The organism is Roseateles cavernae (genome assembly GCF_040187885.1).
Taxonomy (GTDB): domain Bacteria; phylum Pseudomonadota; class Gammaproteobacteria; order Burkholderiales; family Burkholderiaceae_C; genus Roseateles_E; species Roseateles_E cavernae.
Genome location: NZ_JBDPLH010000020.1, coordinates 1 through 16,201, shown reverse-complemented (window position 1 = coordinate 16,201; position 16,201 = coordinate 1). Strand labels below are relative to the sequence as shown.

Below are 16,201 nucleotides of genomic sequence, written 5' to 3'. Positions count from 1 at the left end.
CGCCATCCGTGAAGGCGGTCGTACCGTCGGCTCCGGCGTCGTGGCAACCATCATCGCCTAAGTCTTTTGCGTGACCGGCCCGGACCTGTTGAGGGTTCGGGCCTCACAAACCTCGTGGCCTCGGCCACACGCTCTTTGAAGGAATAGTCATGCAAAAGCAAAAGATCCGCATCCGCCTGAAGGCCTTCGACTACAAGCTGATCGACCAGTCGGCGCTTGAAATCGTGGAAACCGCCAAGCGTACCGGTGCCATCGTCAAGGGTCCCGTGCCCCTGCCGACGCGCATGGAGCGTTTCGACATCCTGCGTTCGCCGCACGTCAACAAGACCTCGCGCGACCAGTTTGAAATCCGCACCCACCAGCGCCTGATGGACATCGTCGACCCGACCGACAAGACGGTCGACGCCTTGATGAAGCTCGACCTGCCCGCCGGCGTCGACGTCGAAATCAAGCTGCAGTAAGCAAGGCGCGGTTTGCTGAATCCCAGCAAACGGCGATCAAAGAAGGGGCGACCGTAAGGTTGCCCCTTTTTCTTGACGAGCGCATGACAGCGCTTGCGCCTTTCCTAGGGTTCACGCTATACTCGCCAGCTTTTGCCGCGCATGCTTTTGCCTGCGCGGGTTTGGCGCATCGCAAACGCTGCTTTATTGGGCGCTTGCGGTGCACTGGTCAGCCCGGCCAATCGATGTCGGGTGTTCGCAATAGCCTTTGAGGGAAACCTTAGAGGGCTGGAGAAATAACCATGAGTCTAAGCAATCGTCTCGGATTGCTGGGCCGCAAGGTGGGCATGATGCGCATCTTCACGGACGATGGCGACGCCATCCCTGTGACGGTGCTGGATGTGTCCAACAACCGCGTGACCCAGATCAAGACCGTAGAAAACGACGGCTACAGCGCCATTCAAGTGGCGTTCGGTACGCGCAAAGCTTCGCGCGTCACCAAGCCGGAAGCCGGTCACCTCGCGAAAGCGGGCGTTGAAGCCGGTCGTATCCTGAAGGAATTCCGTGTCGACGCCGCCGTCGCTGCCGAATACAAGGCAGGCGCCCAGGTGCCGGTCTCGCTGTTCGCTGCCGGTCAGACCGTTGACGTGCAAGGCACGTCCATCGGTAAGGGCTTCGAGGGCACGATCAAGCGTCACAACTTCGGTTCGCAACGCGCTTCCCACGGTAACAGCCGCTCGCACAATGTTCCTGGCTCCATCTCGATGGCGCAGGATCCGGGCCGCGTGTTCCCTGGCAAGAAGATGTCGGGCCATATGGGCGACGAAACCGTGACCACCCAGAACCTGGACATCGTGCGCGTTGACGAAGCTCGTCAGCTGCTGCTGGTCCGCGGTGCTGTGCCGGGCGCCAAAAACGGCCACGTGGTCGTGCGTCCTGCTGTCAAGGTCAAGCTCAAGAAAGGGGCCAACTGATGCAGCTCGAGCTCCTGAATGAGCAAGGTCAGGCCACCGCCAAGGTGGATGCTCCTGACACCGTCTTCGCTCGCGATTACAACGAAGCCCTGGTGCACCAGGTGGTCGTGGCCTTCCAGGCTAATGCCCGCCAAGGTACCCGCGCCCAGAAGGATCGTGAACAGGTCAAGCACTCGACCAAGAAGCCGTTCCGTCAAAAGGGAACCGGCCGCGCACGTGCCGGTATGACGTCCTCGCCGCTGTGGCGCGGGGGTGGTCGGATTTTCCCGAACATGCCGGACGAGAACTTCACGCACAAGCTGAACAAGAAGATGTACCGCGCCGGTATGGCCGCCATCCTCTCGCAGCTGGCTCGTGAAGGCCGCCTGTCGGTGGTCGAGGCTATCGATATCGAAGCCCCGAAGACCAAGCTGCTGGCTGCCAAGTTCAAGGCCATGGGTCTGGAGTCGGTGATGCTGATCGCCAACGAAGTCTCCGACAACATGCTGCTGGCCTCGCGCAATCTGCACAACGTGCTGGTTTGCGAGCCGCGCTACGCCGATCCGCTGTCCCTGGTTCACTACAAGAAGGTGTTGGTGACCAAGGCTGCGATGGAGCAACTCAAGGAGATGCTGGCATGAGCGCCCCCACCAAGTATTCCGAAGGCCGTCTGGCCTCCGTGCTGCTGGCTCCCATCGTGTCCGAGAAGGCCACGGCGGTTGCCGAGAAGCACAACCAAGTGTTGTTCAAGGTGCTGCGTGACGCCACCAAGCCCGAGATCAAGGCCGCTGTTGAACTGATGTTCAAGGTCGAGGTTGAGGCTGTGAACGTCGTCAACGTCAAGGGCAAGGTCAAGCGCTTCGGCCGTTCCATCGGTCGCCGCGACCACGTCAAGAAGGCGTATGTGTCGCTGAAGGCGGGCCAAGAGCTCAACTTCTCCGGGGAGGCTGCGTAATGGCCGTCGTTAAAGTCAAACCGACCTCGCCCGGCCGCCGTGCCGTGGTCAAGGTGGTGCACAAGCACCTGCACAAGGGCGCGCCCGAGGCGTCGCTGCTTGAGCCGCAAAAGCAGAACTCTGGCCGTAACAACAACGGTCACATCACGATTCGCCACAAGGGCGGTGGTCACAAGCACCACTACCGCGTGGTCGACTTCAAGCGCAACAAGGACGGTATTCCGGCCAAGGTTGAGCGCATCGAGTACGACCCGAACCGCACGGCCCACATCGCTCTGGTGTGCTATGCCGACGGCGAGCGTCGCTACATCATCGCTCCGCGTGGTCTGGAGGTTGGTGCAACGATCTTGAGCGGCGCGGAAGCCCCGATCAAGGCCGGCAACACCCTGCCGATCCGCAACATCCCGGTGGGCTCGACGATCCATTGCATCGAGATGCTGCCTGGCAAGGGTGCGCAGATCGCGCGTTCGGCCGGCGTGTCCGTGGTGCTGATGGCTCGCGAAGGTGTCTACGCCCAGCTGCGCCTGCGCTCGGGTGAAGTGCGCCGCATCCACATCGACTGCCGCGCCACGATCGGCGAGGTCAGCAACGAAGAGCATCAGCTGCGCCAGTACGGCAAGGCCGGTGCGATCCGTTGGAAGGGTATCCGCCCGACCGTCCGCGGTACGGCGATGAACCCGGTGGATCACCCGCACGGTGGTGGTGAAGGTCGTACCGGCGAAGGCCAAGCGCCTGTGTCGCCGTGGAACACCCTCACGAAGGGCTACCGCACTCGTAACAACAAGCGCACGCAGACGTTCATCGTTTCGCGTCGCAAGAAGTAAAGGGTAGGCCATGACTCGTTCATTGAAGAAGGGCCCGTTCGTTGACCATCACCTGTTGGCCAAGGTCGACAAGGCGGTTGCCAACAAGGACAAAAAGCCTATCAAGACCTGGTCGCGTCGCTCGACGATCCTGCCCGAGTTCATCGGTCTGACGATCGCTGTGCACAACGGCAAGCAACACGTGCCGGTGTATGTGTCTGACCAGATGGTCGGCCACAAGCTGGGTGAATTCGCACTGACCCGCACCTTCAAAGGCCATCCGGCCGACAAGAAGGCCGGGAAGAAGTAAGGATGCCAACGATGGAAACCAAAGCAATCGTTCGCGGCGTTCGCCTCTCGTGTGACAAGGGTCGCCTGGTGGCTGACCTGATCCGCGGCAAGAAGGTGGACCAGGCGCTCAACATCCTGGAATTCACCCAGAAGAAGGCAGCCGTGATCATCAAGAAGGCGCTCGAGAGCGCCATCGCCAACGCCGAGCACAACGACGGCGCTGACATTGATGAACTCAAGGTCACCACGATCTATGTGGAGCAAGGTGCCACTCTGAAGCGTTTCTCCGCTCGTGCCAAGGGCCGCGGCAATCGCATCAGCAAGCCCACCTGCCACATCTTCGTGTCGGTCGGCAACTGAAGGCTGAAAGAAGACTATGGGACAAAAAATCCACCCAACCGGCTTCCGCCTGCCCGTCACCCGTAATTGGGCGTCGCGCTGGTACGCGTCGAACCAGAACTTCGCCACGATGCTGGCTGAAGATCTGCGCGTTCGCGAGTTCCTGAAGGCCCGCCTGAAGAGTGCCGCCGTGTCGCGCATTCTGATCGAACGCCCCGCCAAGAACGCCCGCATCACCATTTACTCGGCACGTCCGGGCGTGGTGATCGGCAAGAAGGGCGAGGACATCGAAAACCTGAAGGCCGAACTGACCAAGCGTCTGGGCGTGCCGGTGGCAGTCAACATCGAAGAAGTGCGCAAGCCCGAAATCGATGCTCAGCTGATCGCCGACTCGATCACCCAGCAGCTGGAAAAGCGCATCATGTTCCGTCGCGCCATGAAGCGTGCGATGCAGAACGCGATGCGCCTGGGCGCCCAGGGCATCAAGATCATGTCTGCCGGCCGCCTGAACGGCATCGAAATCGCTCGTACCGAGTGGTATCGCGAAGGCCGTGTGCCGCTGCACACCCTGAAGGCTGACATCGACTACGGCTTCTCCGAAGCGAAGACCACCTATGGCGTCATCGGCGTCAAGGTCTGGGTCTACCGTGGTGACCGCCTCGCCAATGGCGAAGCGCCGGTGATCAATACGCCGGCAGGTGCCGAAGACGACCGTCGTCCGCGTCGCAACACCCGTCCGGGTGCGCCGACCGGCCGTGGCCGTCCCGGTGGTGATCGTGGTCCGCGTGACGCCGCCCCGGCAGCTGACGCAGGCGCAGCCGGTCAGCCCGCCGCCAAGCGCGTCGTCCGCAAGCCCGCCGCCCCCGTGGCCGGCGAGCCCAAAGGAGAATAAAAAATGCTGCAACCAGCTCGTCGCAAATACCGCAAGGAGCAAAAGGGTCGCAACACCGGTGTTGCAACCCGCGGCGCTGCCGTGTCTTTTGGCGATTTCGGCCTGAAGGCAACTGAGCGTGGTCGTCTGACGGCCCGCCAGATCGAAGCTGCACGTCGTGCGATCTCGCGCCACATCAAGCGCGGTGGTCGTATCTTCATCCGCATCTTCCCGGACAAGCCGATCTCCCAGAAGCCCGCCGAAGTCCGTATGGGTAACGGTAAGGGCAACCCTGAGTACTACGTCGCTGAGATTCAGCCTGGCAAGGTGCTCTATGAAGTCAACGGTGTGCCGGAAGCCCTGGCTCGCGAAGCGTTCACGCTGGCTGCTGCGAAGCTGCCGCTGAGCTGCACCTTCGTGACCCGCCAGGTCGGCAGCTGAAGAGGAAAGACACCATGAAAGCATCTGAACTGCGTGGCAAGGATGTCGCTGCCTTGGAAAAGGAAGTGACCGACCTGCTGAAGGCCCATTTCGGCCTGCGCATGCAAAAAGCGACGCAACAATTGACCAACCATACCGTGTTGGGCAATACGCGCCGTGACATTGCTCGCGTCAAGACCGTGTTGGCCGAGAAGAAGAAGGGAGCCGCGAAATGACTACGCAAGCTCAAGAAAAGAACACGCGTACCCTGATCGGTCGCGTGGTCAGCGACAAGCGCTCCAAGACTGTGACCGTGCTGATCGAGCGCCGTGCCAAGCATGAGCTCTACGGCAAGATCGTGGCCCGTTCCCGCAAGTACCACGCCCACGACGAAAAGGGCGAGTACAAGATGGGTGATGTGGTCGAGATCGCCGAAGGCCGTCCGCTGTCCAAGACCAAGAGCTGGGTCGTGACCCGCCTGGTCGAGAAGGCGCAAGTCGTTTAATCGCCGCTGAAGTCCAGGCTGTTGCGGGGTTTTGTGCTCCGCGATGGCTCAGACGGCCGGAACGCTGGAATACTGGCGTCCGGCCGTTTTTCGTTGTGAACAAGGAGATCAACAATGCTGAAAGTCGGAGACAAGCTGCCTGCGGGCACGTTCAATGAGTTCATCGAGGTCGAGGGCAATGGTTGCTCGCTAGGCCCCAATAGCTTTGACATCGAGAAGGCTACTGCTGGCAAGAAAATTGCGATCTTCGCGCTGCCTGGCGCGTTCACGCCCACCTGCTCGGTCCAGCATGTGCCGGGCTATGTGCAGCAGGCCGAGGCCTTCAAGGCGGCCGGTGTCGACGAGATCTGGTGCGTGTCGGTCAATGATGCCTTCGTGATGGGCGCTTGGGGCCGCGAACAGCAGACCGCCGGCAAGGTCCGCATGATGGCTGACGGCAGCGCCGACTTCGCCAAGGCCACCGGCCTGACGCTGGACCTGATCGCGCGTGGCATGGGTCTGCGCTCGCAGCGCTACTCGATGCTGGTCGTTGACGGCGTCGTCAAGTCGCTGAATGTCGAGGCGCCGGGCAAGTTCGAGGTCAGCGATGCTGCTACCTTGCTGGCTCAGGCCAAGGCGCTCTGAACTTTCGCGGATCGGGTTGGCATCGCGGGGTTCGCGATACCAGCTCGCAAAGTTCTTCGGGGTTAACGCTTGACATGAGCGTAGGCCCTGACGCATAATCCAAAGCTTCGCCGAACGTCAGGCGCACTTTCTAGTGCGTTATGGCCTCGGGTTCGCCCATAACTGCCGGGCGCAAGGGTCTGAATAGATCCGAGCGAACGGTCCACGGGCCCAAGACTGACCGCTGAAGGTGGCTGCAAATTGGTTGCAGCGCTGGACGAGGGAAAAGTTGGGGACAGACATGATTCAAATGCAATCGCGGCTCGACGTCGCGGACAACACTGGCGCTAAATCCGTCATGTGCATCAAGGTGCTTGGCGGGTCCAAGCGTCGTTATGCCGGCATTGGCGACATCATCAAGGTCAGCATCAAAGAAGCTGCTCCGCGCGGTCGCGTCAAAAAAGGCGAGATCTACAGCGCGGTGGTGGTTCGCACTGCCAAGGGCGTGCGCCGCCAAGACGGCTCTTTGGTCAAGTTCGACGGCAATGCCGCCGTGCTGCTGAACGCCAAGCTGGAGCCCATCGGCACTCGTATCTTCGGCCCGGTGACGCGTGAACTGCGTACCGAGCGTTTCATGAAGATCGTGTCGCTGGCGCCTGAGGTGCTCTGAGCACAGCCACAGACAAAGGTATTGCCATGAACAAGATTCGTAAAGGCGACCAGGTCATCGTGTTGACCGGCCGCGACAAAGGCAAGCGCGGCACCGTGTCGCAGCGTGTCGACGACGCCCACCTCGTGGTGGACGGCGTCAATGTCGTCAAGAAGCACGTCAAGCCCAACCCGATGAAGGGCACCACCGGCGGTGTGGTCGATAAGACGATGCCGATCCATCAATCCAACGTGGCGATTTTTAACGCTGCATCCGGCAAGGCCGATCGCGTGGGCATCAAGTTGCTCGCCGATGGCAAGAAGGTGCGCGTTTACAAGTCGACCGGCGAAGAGATCAAGGCTTAAGAGGTCCGACATGGCTCGTTTGCAAGCGTTTTATCGCGAAAAAGTTGTGCCAGGCCTCGTTGAGAAGTTTGGCTACAAGTCGGTCATGGAAGTGCCGCGCATCACCAAGATCACGCTCAATATGGGTGTGAGCGAGGCGGTTGCGGACAAGAAGGTGATGGATCACGCCGTCGGCGACCTCACCAAGATCGCCGGCCAAAAGCCCGTGGTCACCAAGTCCAAGAAGGCAATCGCGGGTTTCAAGATCCGTGAGCAGGTGCCGATCGGCTGCATGGTCACTCTGCGTGGCGTTCAGATGTATGAATTCCTGGACCGCTTCGTGACGGTCGCGCTGCCGCGCGTTCGTGACTTCCGTGGTATCTCGGGTCGCTCGTTCGATGGTCGTGGTAACTACAACATCGGCGTCAAAGAGCAGATCATTTTCCCGGAAATCGATTACGACAAGGTTGACGCGCTGCGTGGTCTGAATATCAGCATCACCACCACGGCCAAGTCGGACGATGAGTGCAAGGCCCTGCTGGCTGCATTCAAGTTCCCGTTCAAGAACTGAGGTGACCTGTGGCAAAACTCTCGATTAAGCAACGTGAGCTGAAGCGCGAACAACTGGTCGCCAAGTACGCCAAGAAGTATGCGGAACTGAAGGCCATCATCGACGACTTCAAGAAGTCGGAAGAAGAGCGCTATGCAGCCCGCCTGGAGCTGCAAAAGCTCCCCCGTAACGCCTACCCGACCCGCCTGCGTAACCGCTGCGAGTTGACCGGCCGTCCCCGCGGCACGTTCCGCAAGTTCGGCCTGGGCCGTAACAAAATTCGCGAGCTGGCCTTCAAGGGCGACATCCCCGGTGTCGTCAAGGCCAGCTGGTAATCGGCAGGTTTAGGAGATTTTCATATGAGCATGAGTGATCCTATCGCCGATATGCTGACTCGCATTCGCAACGCCCAAAGCGTTGAGAAAGCCAGCGTCGTGATGCCTTCGTCTAAGTTGAAGATCGCGATCGCCAAGGTCCTGAAGGACGAGGGTTATATCGATGGATTCGCGGTGCGCGGTGAAGCCGCCCGCCCCGAGTTGGAGATTGCGCTGAAGTATTACGCCGGTCGCCCGGTGATCGAGCGCATCGAGCGCGTGAGCCGTCCCGGCCTGCGCATTTACAAGGGCCGCCACGACATCCCGCAGGTCATGAATGGCCTGGGTGTGGCGATTGTCACCACCCCCAAGGGTGTGATGACCGACCGCAAAGCACGTCAAGCCGGTATCGGCGGCGAAGTGCTCTGCTACGTCGCCTAAGCGCAAGGAGATTTAAACAATGTCCCGCGTAGGAAAAATGCCGGTCGCCGTCCCCGCTGGTGTGGACGTGACGATCACCGCTGAGCAGATCAGCGTGAAGGGTGCCCAGGGCACGTTGGTGCGTGCTGCCAACCCCCAGGTCACCATCAAGAACGAAGCAGGCAAGCTGACTTTCGCCCCCGCCAACGAATCGGCTGACGCCGATGCGCTGAGCGGCACGATGCGCGCACTGGTGGCCAATATGGTCAACGGCGTGAGCAAGGGTTTCGAGAAGAAGCTGAATCTGGTGGGCGTGGGCTTCCGTGCCCAGGCTCAGGGCCAGAAGCTGAACCTGCAGATCGGTTTCTCTCACCCTGTGGTGAAGGACATGCCGGCTGGTATCAAGGTTGAGTGCCCGACCCAGACCGAAATCCTGATCAAGGGCGCGGACCGCCAAGTGGTCGGACAGATCGCCGCTGAAGTGCGCGCCTTCCGTCCGCCAGAGCCCTACAAGGGCAAGGGCATCCGCTATTCCGACGAGAAGGTCTCCCTCAAAGAGACCAAGAAGAAGTAAGGAGCAGCGCAATGTTGACCAAAAAAGAACAGCGCATCCGTCGCTCGCGTCAAACCCGCGCCCGGATTGCAATCCAGCGCGTGGCACGCCTGACGGTGTTCCGCTCCAACCTGCACATCTACGCCAGCGTCATTTCCGACTGTGGCACCAAGGTGCTGGCCAGCGCTTCGACCGCCGAGAAGGAAGTCCGCGCCGAACTGGGTGGCAATGGCAAGGGCGGCAACGTCGCTGCCGCCGTCCTGGTGGGCAAGCGTGTCGCCGAGAAGGCCAAGGCTGCCGGCGTCGAGAAGGTGGCTTTCGACCGTGCGGGCTTTGCCTACCATGGCCGAGTCAAGGCACTGGCCGAAGCAGCCCGCGAAGCCGGCCTGCAGTTCTGACGCAACAAGGAATACGAAATGGCAAAATTTCAACCCCGCGCGCAGACCGAAGGCAATGACGACGGCCTGAAGGAAAAGATGATCGCGGTCAATCGCGTCACCAAGGTGGTCAAGGGCGGTCGTACGCTGTCCTTCGCAGCACTGACGGTGGTCGGCGACGGCGATGGCCGTATCGGCATGGGCAAGGGCAAGGCGAAGGAAGTTCCGGTCGCCGTGCAAAAGGCAATGGAAGCCGCCCGCCGCAATATGGTCAAGGTCGATCTGCGCAATGGCACGATTCACCACAGCGTGAACGGTGACCATGGTGCTGCTCACGTGATGATGATTCCGGCCAAGGCCGGTACCGGCGTGATCGCCGGCGGCCCGATGCGCGCCGTCTTCGAAGTGATGGGCGTGACCGACATCGTGACCAAGAGCCACGGTTCGACCAACCCTTACAACATGGTTCGCGCCACGCTGGACGCTCTGAAGCGTTCCACCACGGCCGCGCAAGTCGCAGCCAAGCGCGGCAAGACAGTTGAAGACATCCTCAACTGAAGCTGCACTGGAGAGACTGATGTCTGACAAGAAAACTTTGACGGTCAAGCTGGTCCGCAGCCCCATTGGTACCCGTGCCTCGCACCGTGCCACCGTGGTTGGTCTGGGTCTGCGCAAGCTGAACAGCACCAGCGTGTTGGAAGACACGCCGGCGGTGCGCGGCATGATCAACAAGATCGCCTACCTCGTGCAGGTGCTGTAAGCGCCACACGAACTGAGGACTAGAAGATGCAACTCAATACCATCAAGCCTGCCGCTGGCGCCAAGCACGCCAAGCGTCGCGTGGGTCGTGGCATTGGCTCCGGTCTGGGCAAGACCGCTGGCCGCGGCCACAAGGGTCAAAAGTCGCGTGCCGGTGGCTACCACAAGGTGGGCTTCGAAGGCGGTCAAATGCCTTTGCAGCGTCGCCTGCCCAAGCGCGGTTTCAAGTCGCAATCGCTGAAGTACAACGCCGAGATCACGCTGAGCGATCTGCAGGTGCTGGCCGGTGACGAGATCGACGTGCTGACCCTGAAGGCCGTCGGCCTGGTTCCCGAACTGGCGAAGACCGTCAAGGTCATCCTGTCGGGCGCCATCAGCCGCAAGATCACGCTGAAGGGCGTGGGCGCAACGGCGGGTGCCAAGGCAGCCATCGAAGCCGCTGGCGGCACGGTCGCTTAAACGAGCTACAGGATAGGCACAGTGGCAACCAACGCAAACCAACTGGCCAAGAGCGGCAAGTTCGGCGACCTCCGTCGTCGGCTTGTGTTCCTGCTGCTGGCGCTGGTGGTGTATCGGATCGGGGCGCATATCCCCGTGCCCGGCATCGACCCGGCCCAGCTGCAGCAGCTCTTCAAGGGTCAGCAGGGCGGCATCCTGAGCCTGTTCAATATGTTCTCGGGCGGCGCGCTGTCCCGTTTCGCTGTCTTGGCGCTGGGCATCACGCCCTACATCTCGGCCTCCATCGTCATGCAGTTGATGACGCATGTGGTGCCGAGCTTGGAAGCGCTGAAGAAAGAAGGCGAAGCAGGGCGCCGCAAGATCACGCAGTACACCCGTTACGGCACTCTGGGTCTGGCCATTTTCCAATCGCTGAGCATTGCTCTGGCGCTGGAGAGCTCGCCGGGTCTGGTGATTGATCCTGGTTTTGGTTTCCGCATGACTGCGGTGACCAGCCTGGTGGCCGGCACGATGTTCCTGATGTGGCTGGGTGAGCAGATCACCGAGCGCGGTCTGGGCAACGGCATCTCGATTCTGATCTTCGGCGGTATCGCTGCGGGTCTGCCGGGTGCGGTGGCCGGGTTGCTGGAGCTGGTGCGGACCGGCGCAATGAGCATCATTGCTTCTATCTTCATCGTGGCCCTGGTGATCGGTGTGACCTACGCTGTGGTCTTTGTTGAACGTGGCCAGCGCAAGATCTTGGTGAACTATGCCAAGCGCCAGGTCGGCAACAAGGTCTATGGCGGTCAAAGCTCGCACCTGCCGCTGAAGCTGAACATGTCGGGCGTGATCCCGCCGATCTTCGCGTCATCCATCATCCTGCTGCCGACCACCGTGGTGAGTTGGTTTGCTACCGGTGATGGCCTGCGCTGGTTGAAAGACCTCGCTGACATGCTGCGTCCGGGCCAGCCGATCTATGTGCTGCTGTACGCCGCTGCCATCGTGTTCTTCTGCTTCTTCTACACGGCGCTGGTGTTCAACAGCCGTGAGACCGCAGACAACCTGAAGAAGAGTGGTGCGTTCATCCCCGGGATCCGTCCCGGCGATCAGACCGCCAAGCATATTGACAAGATCTTGTCGCGACTGACCTTGGCCGGCGCCATCTATATCACCGCCGTCTGTCTGCTGCCTGAGTTTTTGGTTCTGAAGTACAACGTGCCGTTCTATTTTGGCGGTACCTCCTTGTTGATCATCGTCGTGGTCACCATGGACTTCTGGGCTCAGGTGCAGTCTTATGTGATGAGTCAGCAGTACGAGTCGCTGCTGAAGAAGGCAAATTTCAAGGCCAGCTGACAAGCTGAGGTAATACCAACGGTTCCAACCGAACCTGAACGGCATGGCGAAAGACGACGTCATTCAGATGCAGGGTGAGATCCAAGAAAATCTCCCCAACGCAACGTTTCGTGTGAAGTTGGAAAACGGGCATGTGGTCCTCGGTCACATCTCCGGCAAGATGCGGATGCACTACATCCGCATCCTGCCTGGAGACAAAGTGACGGTGGAACTCACGCCCTACGATTTGAGTCGTGCTCGCATCGTTTTCCGGGCGAAGTGAGCTTGTTCATTCCCCGGACGCGCTGTTTGAGCGATTTAGAGTAGGTCAAGGAGCAGACCATGAAAGTTTCGGCATCCGTTAAGCAAATGTGCCGCAATTGCAAGATCATCCGCCGCAAGGGCGTGGTGCGTGTGATCTGTACCGATCCCCGCCACAAGCAGCGCCAGGGCTGATTGCTGCACGACACGAGCGAATTAGAGGACGCACATGGCACGTATTGCTGGTATCAACATTCCGCCGCAAAAGCACACTGAGATCGGTCTGACTTCGATCTACGGCATTGGCCGTACGACCGCACAGAAGATCTGCACAACTTGCGGCATCCCGTTCGACAAGAAGGTCAAGGACCTCACCGACACTGATCTGGAAAAGATCCGTGAAGAAGTGGGCCGCATGACCATCGAAGGCGATCTGCGCCGCGAGATGTCGATCAACATCAAGCGCTTGATGGATCTGGGCTGCTACCGCGGCTTCCGTCATCGCCGTGGCCTGCCGATGCGCGGTCAACGCACCCGCACGAATGCCCGTACCCGCAAGGGTCCGCGCAAGTCGGCTGCGACCGGCAAGAAGTGATCACGCTGCCACAGCATTGAAAGAAGGTTCACATGGCAAAAGCACCTAATAACTCGGCTGCCCAGCGCGTTCGCAAGAAGGTTCGCAAGAACGTTGCCGACGGCGTTGCGCACGTCCACGCTTCGTTCAACAACACCATCATCACGATCACCGATCGTCAAGGTGGCGCTCTGTCCTGGGCCTCTTCCGGTGGTCAAGGCTTCAAGGGCTCGCGCAAGTCGACCCCCTTCGCTGCCCAGGTGGCTGCCGAAGTGGCCGGCCGCGCTGCTCAAGAACAGGGTATCAAGAATCTGGACGTCAAGATCAAGGGCCCCGGCCCGGGTCGCGAATCGTCGGTGCGCGCTCTGGCCGCATTGGGCATCCGCATCAACTCGATCTCTGACGTGACGCCGGTGCCGCACAACGGTTGCCGTCCTCAAAAGCGTCGTCGTATCTAAACCTTTTGGTTTAGTGCGATAATCGCCGATTAGATTTTCCCAAGCCGGCTGGCGCGCGAGTGCCAGCCGGCCGTTTTGCTGAAGTCGAGGCCTCGCCTGAGTGCAGGCCGACACTTCAATAAGCCCACCGTCTGAGCTGATAAAAACACTGGCCAGACTCGCGCACAAGTCGACGGATTTTGTGCGTCAGATTGAACAAGGACACGCAAAGTGGCACGTTACCTCGGCCCCAAGGCCAAACTTTCCCGCCGCGAAGGCACTGACCTGTTCCTGAAGAGCGCCCGCCGCTCGATCAGCGACAAGGCCAAGTTTGATTCGAAGCCCGGCCAGCACGGCCGCACCTCCGGTCAGCGCACCTCCGACTTCGGTCTGCAACTGCGTGAAAAGCAGAAGGTCAAGCGCATGTACGGCGTGCTGGAGCGTCAGTTCCGCCGCTACTTCGCCGAAGCCGAGCGCCGCAAGGGCTCGACCGGCGTGAACCTGCTGCAACTGCTGGAATCGCGTCTGGACAACGTCGTCTATCGCATGGGCTTCGGTTCGACCCGTGCCGAAGCGCGTCAGCTGGTCTCGCACAAGGGCATCACCGTCAATGGCGAAGTGGTCAACATCGCTTCCTACCTGGTGAAGGCCGGTGACACCGTTGCCGTGCGTGAGAAGGCCAAGAAGCAGCTGCGCATCGTTGACGCGTTCAAGCTGGCCGAGTCCATCGGCATGCCTGCCTGGGTGCAGGTGGATGGTACGAAGCTGGAAGGCGTGTTCAAGAAGGCTCCCGACCGCGACGAGTTCGGCGCCGAGATCAACGAATCGCTGATCGTTGAGTTGTACTCGCGTTAATCGAAGTGCTCCGGCCGGGCGGCTCGTCAGGAGCGCGCTCGGCCTTGCCGTTTTCTTCGGCTTTATCTCGTCCGGGCCGGGCCCGTTCCGGCCGCGCCCGGTTGGTCCCTCAGCCTTATCGGTGTAACGAACCGAGGGTATTGAAAGAAAGACCTCATGCAAACAAACCTGCTGAAACCCAAATCCATCAATGTGGAGCCCCTGGGCGGCCATCGCGCCAAGGTGACGCTGGAGCCGTTCGAGCGCGGTTATGGCCACACCCTGGGCAATGCCCTGCGCCGTGTGTTGCTGTCCTCGATGGTGGGTTACGCGCCGACTGAAGTGACGATTGCCGGCGTGCTGCACGAGTACTCGGCCATCGACGGTGTGCAAGAAGACGTGGTTCACATCATGCTGAACCTCAAGGGCGTGGTGTTCCGCCTGCACAACCGTGAAGAAGTGACCCTGGTCCTGCGCAAGGAAGGTGAAGGCCCGGTCACGGCTGCCGACATCCAGACCCCGCACGACGTCGAGATCATCAATCCCGAGCACGTCATTGCCCACCTGTCGCAAGGCGGCAAGCTGGATATGCAGATCAAGGTCGAGAAGGGCCGCGGCTATGTGCCGGGTACGATGCGCCGCTATGGCGACGAGCCGACCAAGAGCATCGGCCGCATCGTGCTGGACGCCTCGTTCTCGCCCGTGCGCCGCGTCAGCTACGCCGTCGAGAACGCCCGCGTCGAGCAGCGTACCGATCTGGACAAGCTGGTCATGGAAATCGAAACCAACGGCGCCATCTCGCCCGAGGAAGCGATCCGTGCTTCGGCCAAGATCCTGGTCGAGCAGCTGGCCGTGTTCGCACAGCTGCAGGGCACCGACCTGGTCGATGCCTTCGACCAGCCGGCCCAGCGCTCCAGCAGCTTCGACCCGATCCTGCTGCGCCCTGTCGATGAGCTCGAGTTGACCGTTCGTTCGGCCAACTGCCTGAAGGCCGAGAACATCTACTACATCGGCGACCTGATCCAGCGCACCGAGACCGAGCTGCTGAAGACCCCGAATCTGGGTCGCAAGTCGCTCAACGAAATCAAGGAAGTCCTCGCTTCGCGCGGTCTGACTCTGGGCGCCCGCCTGGAAAACTGGCCGCCGCAAGGTCTGGACAAGCGTTAATTAGTTTTTGAAGAAGAAGGATGGGGCGCTGACCCGCTTCATCCGGTGCACCCGGGCAGTACCTGATACGGCTGCTGGGATTACTCTAGGAAAGGAATAGCACCATGCGTCACCGTAACGGCCTCCGTAAGCTCAACCGCACCAGCGAACACCGCAAGGCAATGCTGCGCAATATGTGCGTCTCGCTGCTGCAGCACGAAGCCATCAAGACCACGGTCCCCAAGGCCAAGGAACTGCGTCGCGTCGTCGAGCCCCTGATCACCCTGGCCAAGGAACCCACGCTGGCCAATCGCCGCCTGGCTTTCGACCGTCTGCGTGACCGCGACATCGTCACCAAGCTGTTCAACGAACTGGGCCCGCGTTTCAAGGCGCGTCCGGGCGGCTACACCCGCATCCTGAAGATGGGCTTCCGTGTTGGCGACAACGCGCCGATGGCCTATGTGGAGCTGGTTGACCGCGCCGAAGGCGAGACCGCCGGCGAAGCCGTCGAGTAAATCGACAGCGCTTGCGCTCCAGCCGCCCCGGTCGGAGCGTTCGCCCAGAGAAGGCCGGCTTGATGCTGGCCTTTTTTACGTCTGTACCCGCAGCAATGGTGACGAAGTCACCGAACTGCGCTATACTGCTAGCTTCAGTCGCGGGGTGGAGCAGTCTGGTAGCTCGTTGGGCTCATAACCCAAAGGTCGTAGGTTCAAATCCTGCCCCCGCAACCAGGGAACATTAAGAAGAGCCGCTTGTCTTTGAGCGGCTTTTTTTGTCGGCGCGGTAGACGCGATATGCGGGTCCGACGTTAAGCAAGAACAGTCGCGGGGTGGAGCAGTCTGGTAGCTCGTTGGGCTCATAACCCAAAGGTCGTAGGTTCAAATCCTGCCCCCGCAACCAGGGAACATTAAGAAGAGCCGCTTGTCTTTGAGCGGCTTTTTTTGTCGGCGCGGTAGACGCGATATGCGGGTCCGACGTTAAGCAAGAACAGTCGCGGGGTGGAGCAGTCTGGTAGCTCGTTGGGCTCATAACC

The 16,201-nt window shown here is 60.5% G+C and carries 30 protein-coding genes and 2 tRNA genes; all 32 read left to right on the top strand.

Translation table 11 applies throughout. The features are described 5' to 3' along the window. The first annotated feature begins 149 nt into the window (after positions 1–149). Complete coding sequence (gene rpsJ, locus ABGI63_RS25260) at positions 150–461, top strand: 30S ribosomal protein S10 (RefSeq protein ID WP_056194266.1); 312 nt, start codon at positions 150–152, stop codon at positions 459–461. A gap of 281 nt (positions 462–742) precedes the next feature. Further along, positions 743–1,414, top strand: coding sequence for a 50S ribosomal protein L3 (gene rplC, locus ABGI63_RS25255; RefSeq protein ID WP_262971602.1), 672 nt, complete (start codon positions 743–745; stop codon positions 1,412–1,414). Continuing rightward, on the top strand, positions 1,414–2,034 hold the full coding sequence (gene rplD, locus ABGI63_RS25250; protein WP_137945241.1) for a 50S ribosomal protein L4: 621 nt from the start codon (positions 1,414–1,416) through the stop codon (positions 2,032–2,034). The genes rplC and rplD overlap by 1 nt, the downstream gene beginning before the upstream one ends. Continuing rightward, entirely contained in the window at positions 2,031–2,348 is a 318-nt protein-coding gene (gene rplW / locus ABGI63_RS25245; RefSeq protein WP_349745282.1) for a 50S ribosomal protein L23, read from the top strand. Before rplD ends, rplW begins: the two co-directional genes overlap by 4 nt. Further along, the gene (gene rplB, locus ABGI63_RS25240) at positions 2,348–3,172 is read left to right on the top strand and encodes a 50S ribosomal protein L2 (protein WP_137945239.1); all 825 of its coding nucleotides are present in this window, start codon (positions 2,348–2,350) and stop codon (positions 3,170–3,172) included. The genes rplW and rplB overlap by 1 nt, the downstream gene beginning before the upstream one ends. 10 nt (positions 3,173–3,182) lie before the next feature. Next, on the top strand, positions 3,183–3,461 hold the full coding sequence (gene rpsS, locus ABGI63_RS25235) for a 30S ribosomal protein S19 (RefSeq protein WP_133703194.1): 279 nt from the start codon (positions 3,183–3,185) through the stop codon (positions 3,459–3,461). A gap of 11 nt (positions 3,462–3,472) precedes the next feature. After that, positions 3,473–3,802, top strand: coding sequence for a 50S ribosomal protein L22 (rplV, locus tag ABGI63_RS25230; protein WP_137945238.1), 330 nt, complete (start codon positions 3,473–3,475; stop codon positions 3,800–3,802). Between the two features lie 16 nt (positions 3,803–3,818). Further along, on the top strand, positions 3,819–4,673 hold the full coding sequence (gene rpsC / locus ABGI63_RS25225) for a 30S ribosomal protein S3 (protein ID WP_137945237.1): 855 nt from the start codon (positions 3,819–3,821) through the stop codon (positions 4,671–4,673). Between the two features lie 3 nt (positions 4,674–4,676). Next, the gene (gene rplP, locus ABGI63_RS25220; RefSeq protein ID WP_137945236.1) at positions 4,677–5,093 is read left to right on the top strand and encodes a 50S ribosomal protein L16; all 417 of its coding nucleotides are present in this window, start codon (positions 4,677–4,679) and stop codon (positions 5,091–5,093) included. Positions 5,094–5,107: 14 nt separating this feature from the next. Next, the gene (rpmC, locus tag ABGI63_RS25215) at positions 5,108–5,308 is read left to right on the top strand and encodes a 50S ribosomal protein L29 (protein WP_137945235.1); all 201 of its coding nucleotides are present in this window, start codon (positions 5,108–5,110) and stop codon (positions 5,306–5,308) included. Then, on the top strand, positions 5,305–5,577 hold the full coding sequence (gene rpsQ, locus ABGI63_RS25210; protein ID WP_137945234.1) for a 30S ribosomal protein S17: 273 nt from the start codon (positions 5,305–5,307) through the stop codon (positions 5,575–5,577). Before rpmC ends, rpsQ begins: the two co-directional genes overlap by 4 nt. 114 nt (positions 5,578–5,691) lie before the next feature. Further along, entirely contained in the window at positions 5,692–6,201 is a 510-nt protein-coding gene (locus ABGI63_RS25205; RefSeq protein ID WP_349745281.1) for a peroxiredoxin, read from the top strand. A gap of 280 nt (positions 6,202–6,481) precedes the next feature. Beyond that, the gene (rplN, locus tag ABGI63_RS25200) at positions 6,482–6,850 is read left to right on the top strand and encodes a 50S ribosomal protein L14 (RefSeq protein ID WP_137945232.1); all 369 of its coding nucleotides are present in this window, start codon (positions 6,482–6,484) and stop codon (positions 6,848–6,850) included. Between the two features lie 26 nt (positions 6,851–6,876). Next, positions 6,877–7,194 carry a 50S ribosomal protein L24 gene (rplX, locus tag ABGI63_RS25195; protein WP_137945231.1) on the top strand — a complete coding sequence of 106 codons (318 nt, stop codon included), beginning with the start codon at positions 6,877–6,879 and terminating at the stop codon, positions 7,192–7,194. Between the two features lie 10 nt (positions 7,195–7,204). Continuing rightward, positions 7,205–7,744, top strand: a complete 540-nt coding sequence (gene rplE, locus ABGI63_RS25190; protein WP_137945230.1) for a 50S ribosomal protein L5 — start codon at positions 7,205–7,207, stop codon at positions 7,742–7,744. An 8-nt stretch (positions 7,745–7,752) separates the two neighbouring features. Further along, positions 7,753–8,058, top strand: a complete 306-nt coding sequence (gene rpsN, locus ABGI63_RS25185) for a 30S ribosomal protein S14 (protein ID WP_137945229.1) — start codon at positions 7,753–7,755, stop codon at positions 8,056–8,058. Positions 8,059–8,082: 24 nt separating this feature from the next. Continuing rightward, a complete protein-coding gene (gene rpsH / locus ABGI63_RS25180) occupies positions 8,083–8,478 on the top strand; it encodes a 30S ribosomal protein S8 (protein WP_137945228.1) in 396 nt (131 codons plus the stop codon). A 19-nt stretch (positions 8,479–8,497) separates the two neighbouring features. Further along, the gene (gene rplF, locus ABGI63_RS25175) at positions 8,498–9,031 is read left to right on the top strand and encodes a 50S ribosomal protein L6 (protein WP_137945227.1); all 534 of its coding nucleotides are present in this window, start codon (positions 8,498–8,500) and stop codon (positions 9,029–9,031) included. 11 nt (positions 9,032–9,042) lie between these two features. Then, the gene (rplR, locus tag ABGI63_RS25170; RefSeq protein WP_262971600.1) at positions 9,043–9,408 is read left to right on the top strand and encodes a 50S ribosomal protein L18; all 366 of its coding nucleotides are present in this window, start codon (positions 9,043–9,045) and stop codon (positions 9,406–9,408) included. Between the two features lie 18 nt (positions 9,409–9,426). Then, positions 9,427–9,945, top strand: a complete 519-nt coding sequence (gene rpsE / locus ABGI63_RS25165) for a 30S ribosomal protein S5 (RefSeq protein WP_137945225.1) — start codon at positions 9,427–9,429, stop codon at positions 9,943–9,945. A gap of 19 nt (positions 9,946–9,964) precedes the next feature. Next, on the top strand, positions 9,965–10,147 hold the full coding sequence (gene rpmD / locus ABGI63_RS25160; RefSeq protein ID WP_137945224.1) for a 50S ribosomal protein L30: 183 nt from the start codon (positions 9,965–9,967) through the stop codon (positions 10,145–10,147). 26 nt (positions 10,148–10,173) lie between these two features. Beyond that, positions 10,174–10,605 carry a 50S ribosomal protein L15 gene (gene rplO / locus ABGI63_RS25155; RefSeq protein WP_137945223.1) on the top strand — a complete coding sequence of 144 codons (432 nt, stop codon included), beginning with the start codon at positions 10,174–10,176 and terminating at the stop codon, positions 10,603–10,605. Positions 10,606–10,626: 21 nt separating this feature from the next. Then, a complete protein-coding gene (gene secY / locus ABGI63_RS25150) occupies positions 10,627–11,937 on the top strand; it encodes a preprotein translocase subunit SecY (RefSeq protein ID WP_137945222.1) in 1,311 nt (436 codons plus the stop codon). 43 nt (positions 11,938–11,980) lie between these two features. Continuing rightward, complete coding sequence (gene infA, locus ABGI63_RS25145) at positions 11,981–12,199, top strand: translation initiation factor IF-1 (protein ID WP_137945221.1); 219 nt, start codon at positions 11,981–11,983, stop codon at positions 12,197–12,199. Between the two features lie 59 nt (positions 12,200–12,258). Next, positions 12,259–12,372, top strand: coding sequence for a 50S ribosomal protein L36 (rpmJ, locus tag ABGI63_RS25140; RefSeq protein ID WP_056194202.1), 114 nt, complete (start codon positions 12,259–12,261; stop codon positions 12,370–12,372). Between the two features lie 34 nt (positions 12,373–12,406). Then, positions 12,407–12,772, top strand: coding sequence for a 30S ribosomal protein S13 (rpsM, locus tag ABGI63_RS25135; RefSeq protein ID WP_349745280.1), 366 nt, complete (start codon positions 12,407–12,409; stop codon positions 12,770–12,772). Positions 12,773–12,804: 32 nt separating this feature from the next. Further along, on the top strand, positions 12,805–13,209 hold the full coding sequence (gene rpsK / locus ABGI63_RS25130) for a 30S ribosomal protein S11 (protein WP_133605042.1): 405 nt from the start codon (positions 12,805–12,807) through the stop codon (positions 13,207–13,209). Positions 13,210–13,419: 210 nt separating this feature from the next. After that, a complete protein-coding gene (gene rpsD / locus ABGI63_RS25125) occupies positions 13,420–14,043 on the top strand; it encodes a 30S ribosomal protein S4 (RefSeq protein ID WP_137945219.1) in 624 nt (207 codons plus the stop codon). Between the two features lie 156 nt (positions 14,044–14,199). Continuing rightward, positions 14,200–15,189, top strand: a complete 990-nt coding sequence (locus ABGI63_RS25120) for a DNA-directed RNA polymerase subunit alpha (RefSeq protein WP_124448780.1) — start codon at positions 14,200–14,202, stop codon at positions 15,187–15,189. Between the two features lie 104 nt (positions 15,190–15,293). Next, the gene (gene rplQ / locus ABGI63_RS25115; RefSeq protein WP_137945218.1) at positions 15,294–15,683 is read left to right on the top strand and encodes a 50S ribosomal protein L17; all 390 of its coding nucleotides are present in this window, start codon (positions 15,294–15,296) and stop codon (positions 15,681–15,683) included. Between the two features lie 139 nt (positions 15,684–15,822). Beyond that, positions 15,823–15,899 (top strand) — tRNA-Met (locus ABGI63_RS25110). Positions 15,900–15,991: 92 nt separating this feature from the next. After that, a tRNA-Met gene (locus ABGI63_RS25105) sits at positions 15,992–16,068 on the top strand. Positions 16,069–16,201 lie beyond the last annotated feature (133 nt).

Coding starts and splice junctions, on each gene's coding strand:
- rpsJ (WP_056194266.1), top strand. CDS start 150: ATGCAAAAGCAAAAGATCCGCATCCGCCTGAAGGCCTTCGACTACAAG.
- rplC (WP_262971602.1), top strand. CDS start 743: ATGAGTCTAAGCAATCGTCTCGGATTGCTGGGCCGCAAGGTGGGCATG.
- rplD (WP_137945241.1), top strand. CDS start 1,414: ATGCAGCTCGAGCTCCTGAATGAGCAAGGTCAGGCCACCGCCAAGGTG.
- rplW (WP_349745282.1), top strand. CDS start 2,031: ATGAGCGCCCCCACCAAGTATTCCGAAGGCCGTCTGGCCTCCGTGCTG.
- rplB (WP_137945239.1), top strand. CDS start 2,348: ATGGCCGTCGTTAAAGTCAAACCGACCTCGCCCGGCCGCCGTGCCGTG.
- rpsS (WP_133703194.1), top strand. CDS start 3,183: ATGACTCGTTCATTGAAGAAGGGCCCGTTCGTTGACCATCACCTGTTG.
- rplV (WP_137945238.1), top strand. CDS start 3,473: ATGGAAACCAAAGCAATCGTTCGCGGCGTTCGCCTCTCGTGTGACAAG.
- rpsC (WP_137945237.1), top strand. CDS start 3,819: ATGGGACAAAAAATCCACCCAACCGGCTTCCGCCTGCCCGTCACCCGT.
- rplP (WP_137945236.1), top strand. CDS start 4,677: ATGCTGCAACCAGCTCGTCGCAAATACCGCAAGGAGCAAAAGGGTCGC.
- rpmC (WP_137945235.1), top strand. CDS start 5,108: ATGAAAGCATCTGAACTGCGTGGCAAGGATGTCGCTGCCTTGGAAAAG.
- rpsQ (WP_137945234.1), top strand. CDS start 5,305: ATGACTACGCAAGCTCAAGAAAAGAACACGCGTACCCTGATCGGTCGC.
- ABGI63_RS25205 (WP_349745281.1), top strand. CDS start 5,692: ATGCTGAAAGTCGGAGACAAGCTGCCTGCGGGCACGTTCAATGAGTTC.
- rplN (WP_137945232.1), top strand. CDS start 6,482: ATGATTCAAATGCAATCGCGGCTCGACGTCGCGGACAACACTGGCGCT.
- rplX (WP_137945231.1), top strand. CDS start 6,877: ATGAACAAGATTCGTAAAGGCGACCAGGTCATCGTGTTGACCGGCCGC.
- rplE (WP_137945230.1), top strand. CDS start 7,205: ATGGCTCGTTTGCAAGCGTTTTATCGCGAAAAAGTTGTGCCAGGCCTC.
- rpsH (WP_137945228.1), top strand. CDS start 8,083: ATGAGCATGAGTGATCCTATCGCCGATATGCTGACTCGCATTCGCAAC.
- rplF (WP_137945227.1), top strand. CDS start 8,498: ATGTCCCGCGTAGGAAAAATGCCGGTCGCCGTCCCCGCTGGTGTGGAC.
- rplR (WP_262971600.1), top strand. CDS start 9,043: ATGTTGACCAAAAAAGAACAGCGCATCCGTCGCTCGCGTCAAACCCGC.
- rpsE (WP_137945225.1), top strand. CDS start 9,427: ATGGCAAAATTTCAACCCCGCGCGCAGACCGAAGGCAATGACGACGGC.
- rpmD (WP_137945224.1), top strand. CDS start 9,965: ATGTCTGACAAGAAAACTTTGACGGTCAAGCTGGTCCGCAGCCCCATT.
- rplO (WP_137945223.1), top strand. CDS start 10,174: ATGCAACTCAATACCATCAAGCCTGCCGCTGGCGCCAAGCACGCCAAG.
- infA (WP_137945221.1), top strand. CDS start 11,981: ATGGCGAAAGACGACGTCATTCAGATGCAGGGTGAGATCCAAGAAAAT.
- rpmJ (WP_056194202.1), top strand. CDS start 12,259: ATGAAAGTTTCGGCATCCGTTAAGCAAATGTGCCGCAATTGCAAGATC.
- rpsM (WP_349745280.1), top strand. CDS start 12,407: ATGGCACGTATTGCTGGTATCAACATTCCGCCGCAAAAGCACACTGAG.
- rpsK (WP_133605042.1), top strand. CDS start 12,805: ATGGCAAAAGCACCTAATAACTCGGCTGCCCAGCGCGTTCGCAAGAAG.
- ABGI63_RS25120 (WP_124448780.1), top strand. CDS start 14,200: ATGCAAACAAACCTGCTGAAACCCAAATCCATCAATGTGGAGCCCCTG.
- rplQ (WP_137945218.1), top strand. CDS start 15,294: ATGCGTCACCGTAACGGCCTCCGTAAGCTCAACCGCACCAGCGAACAC.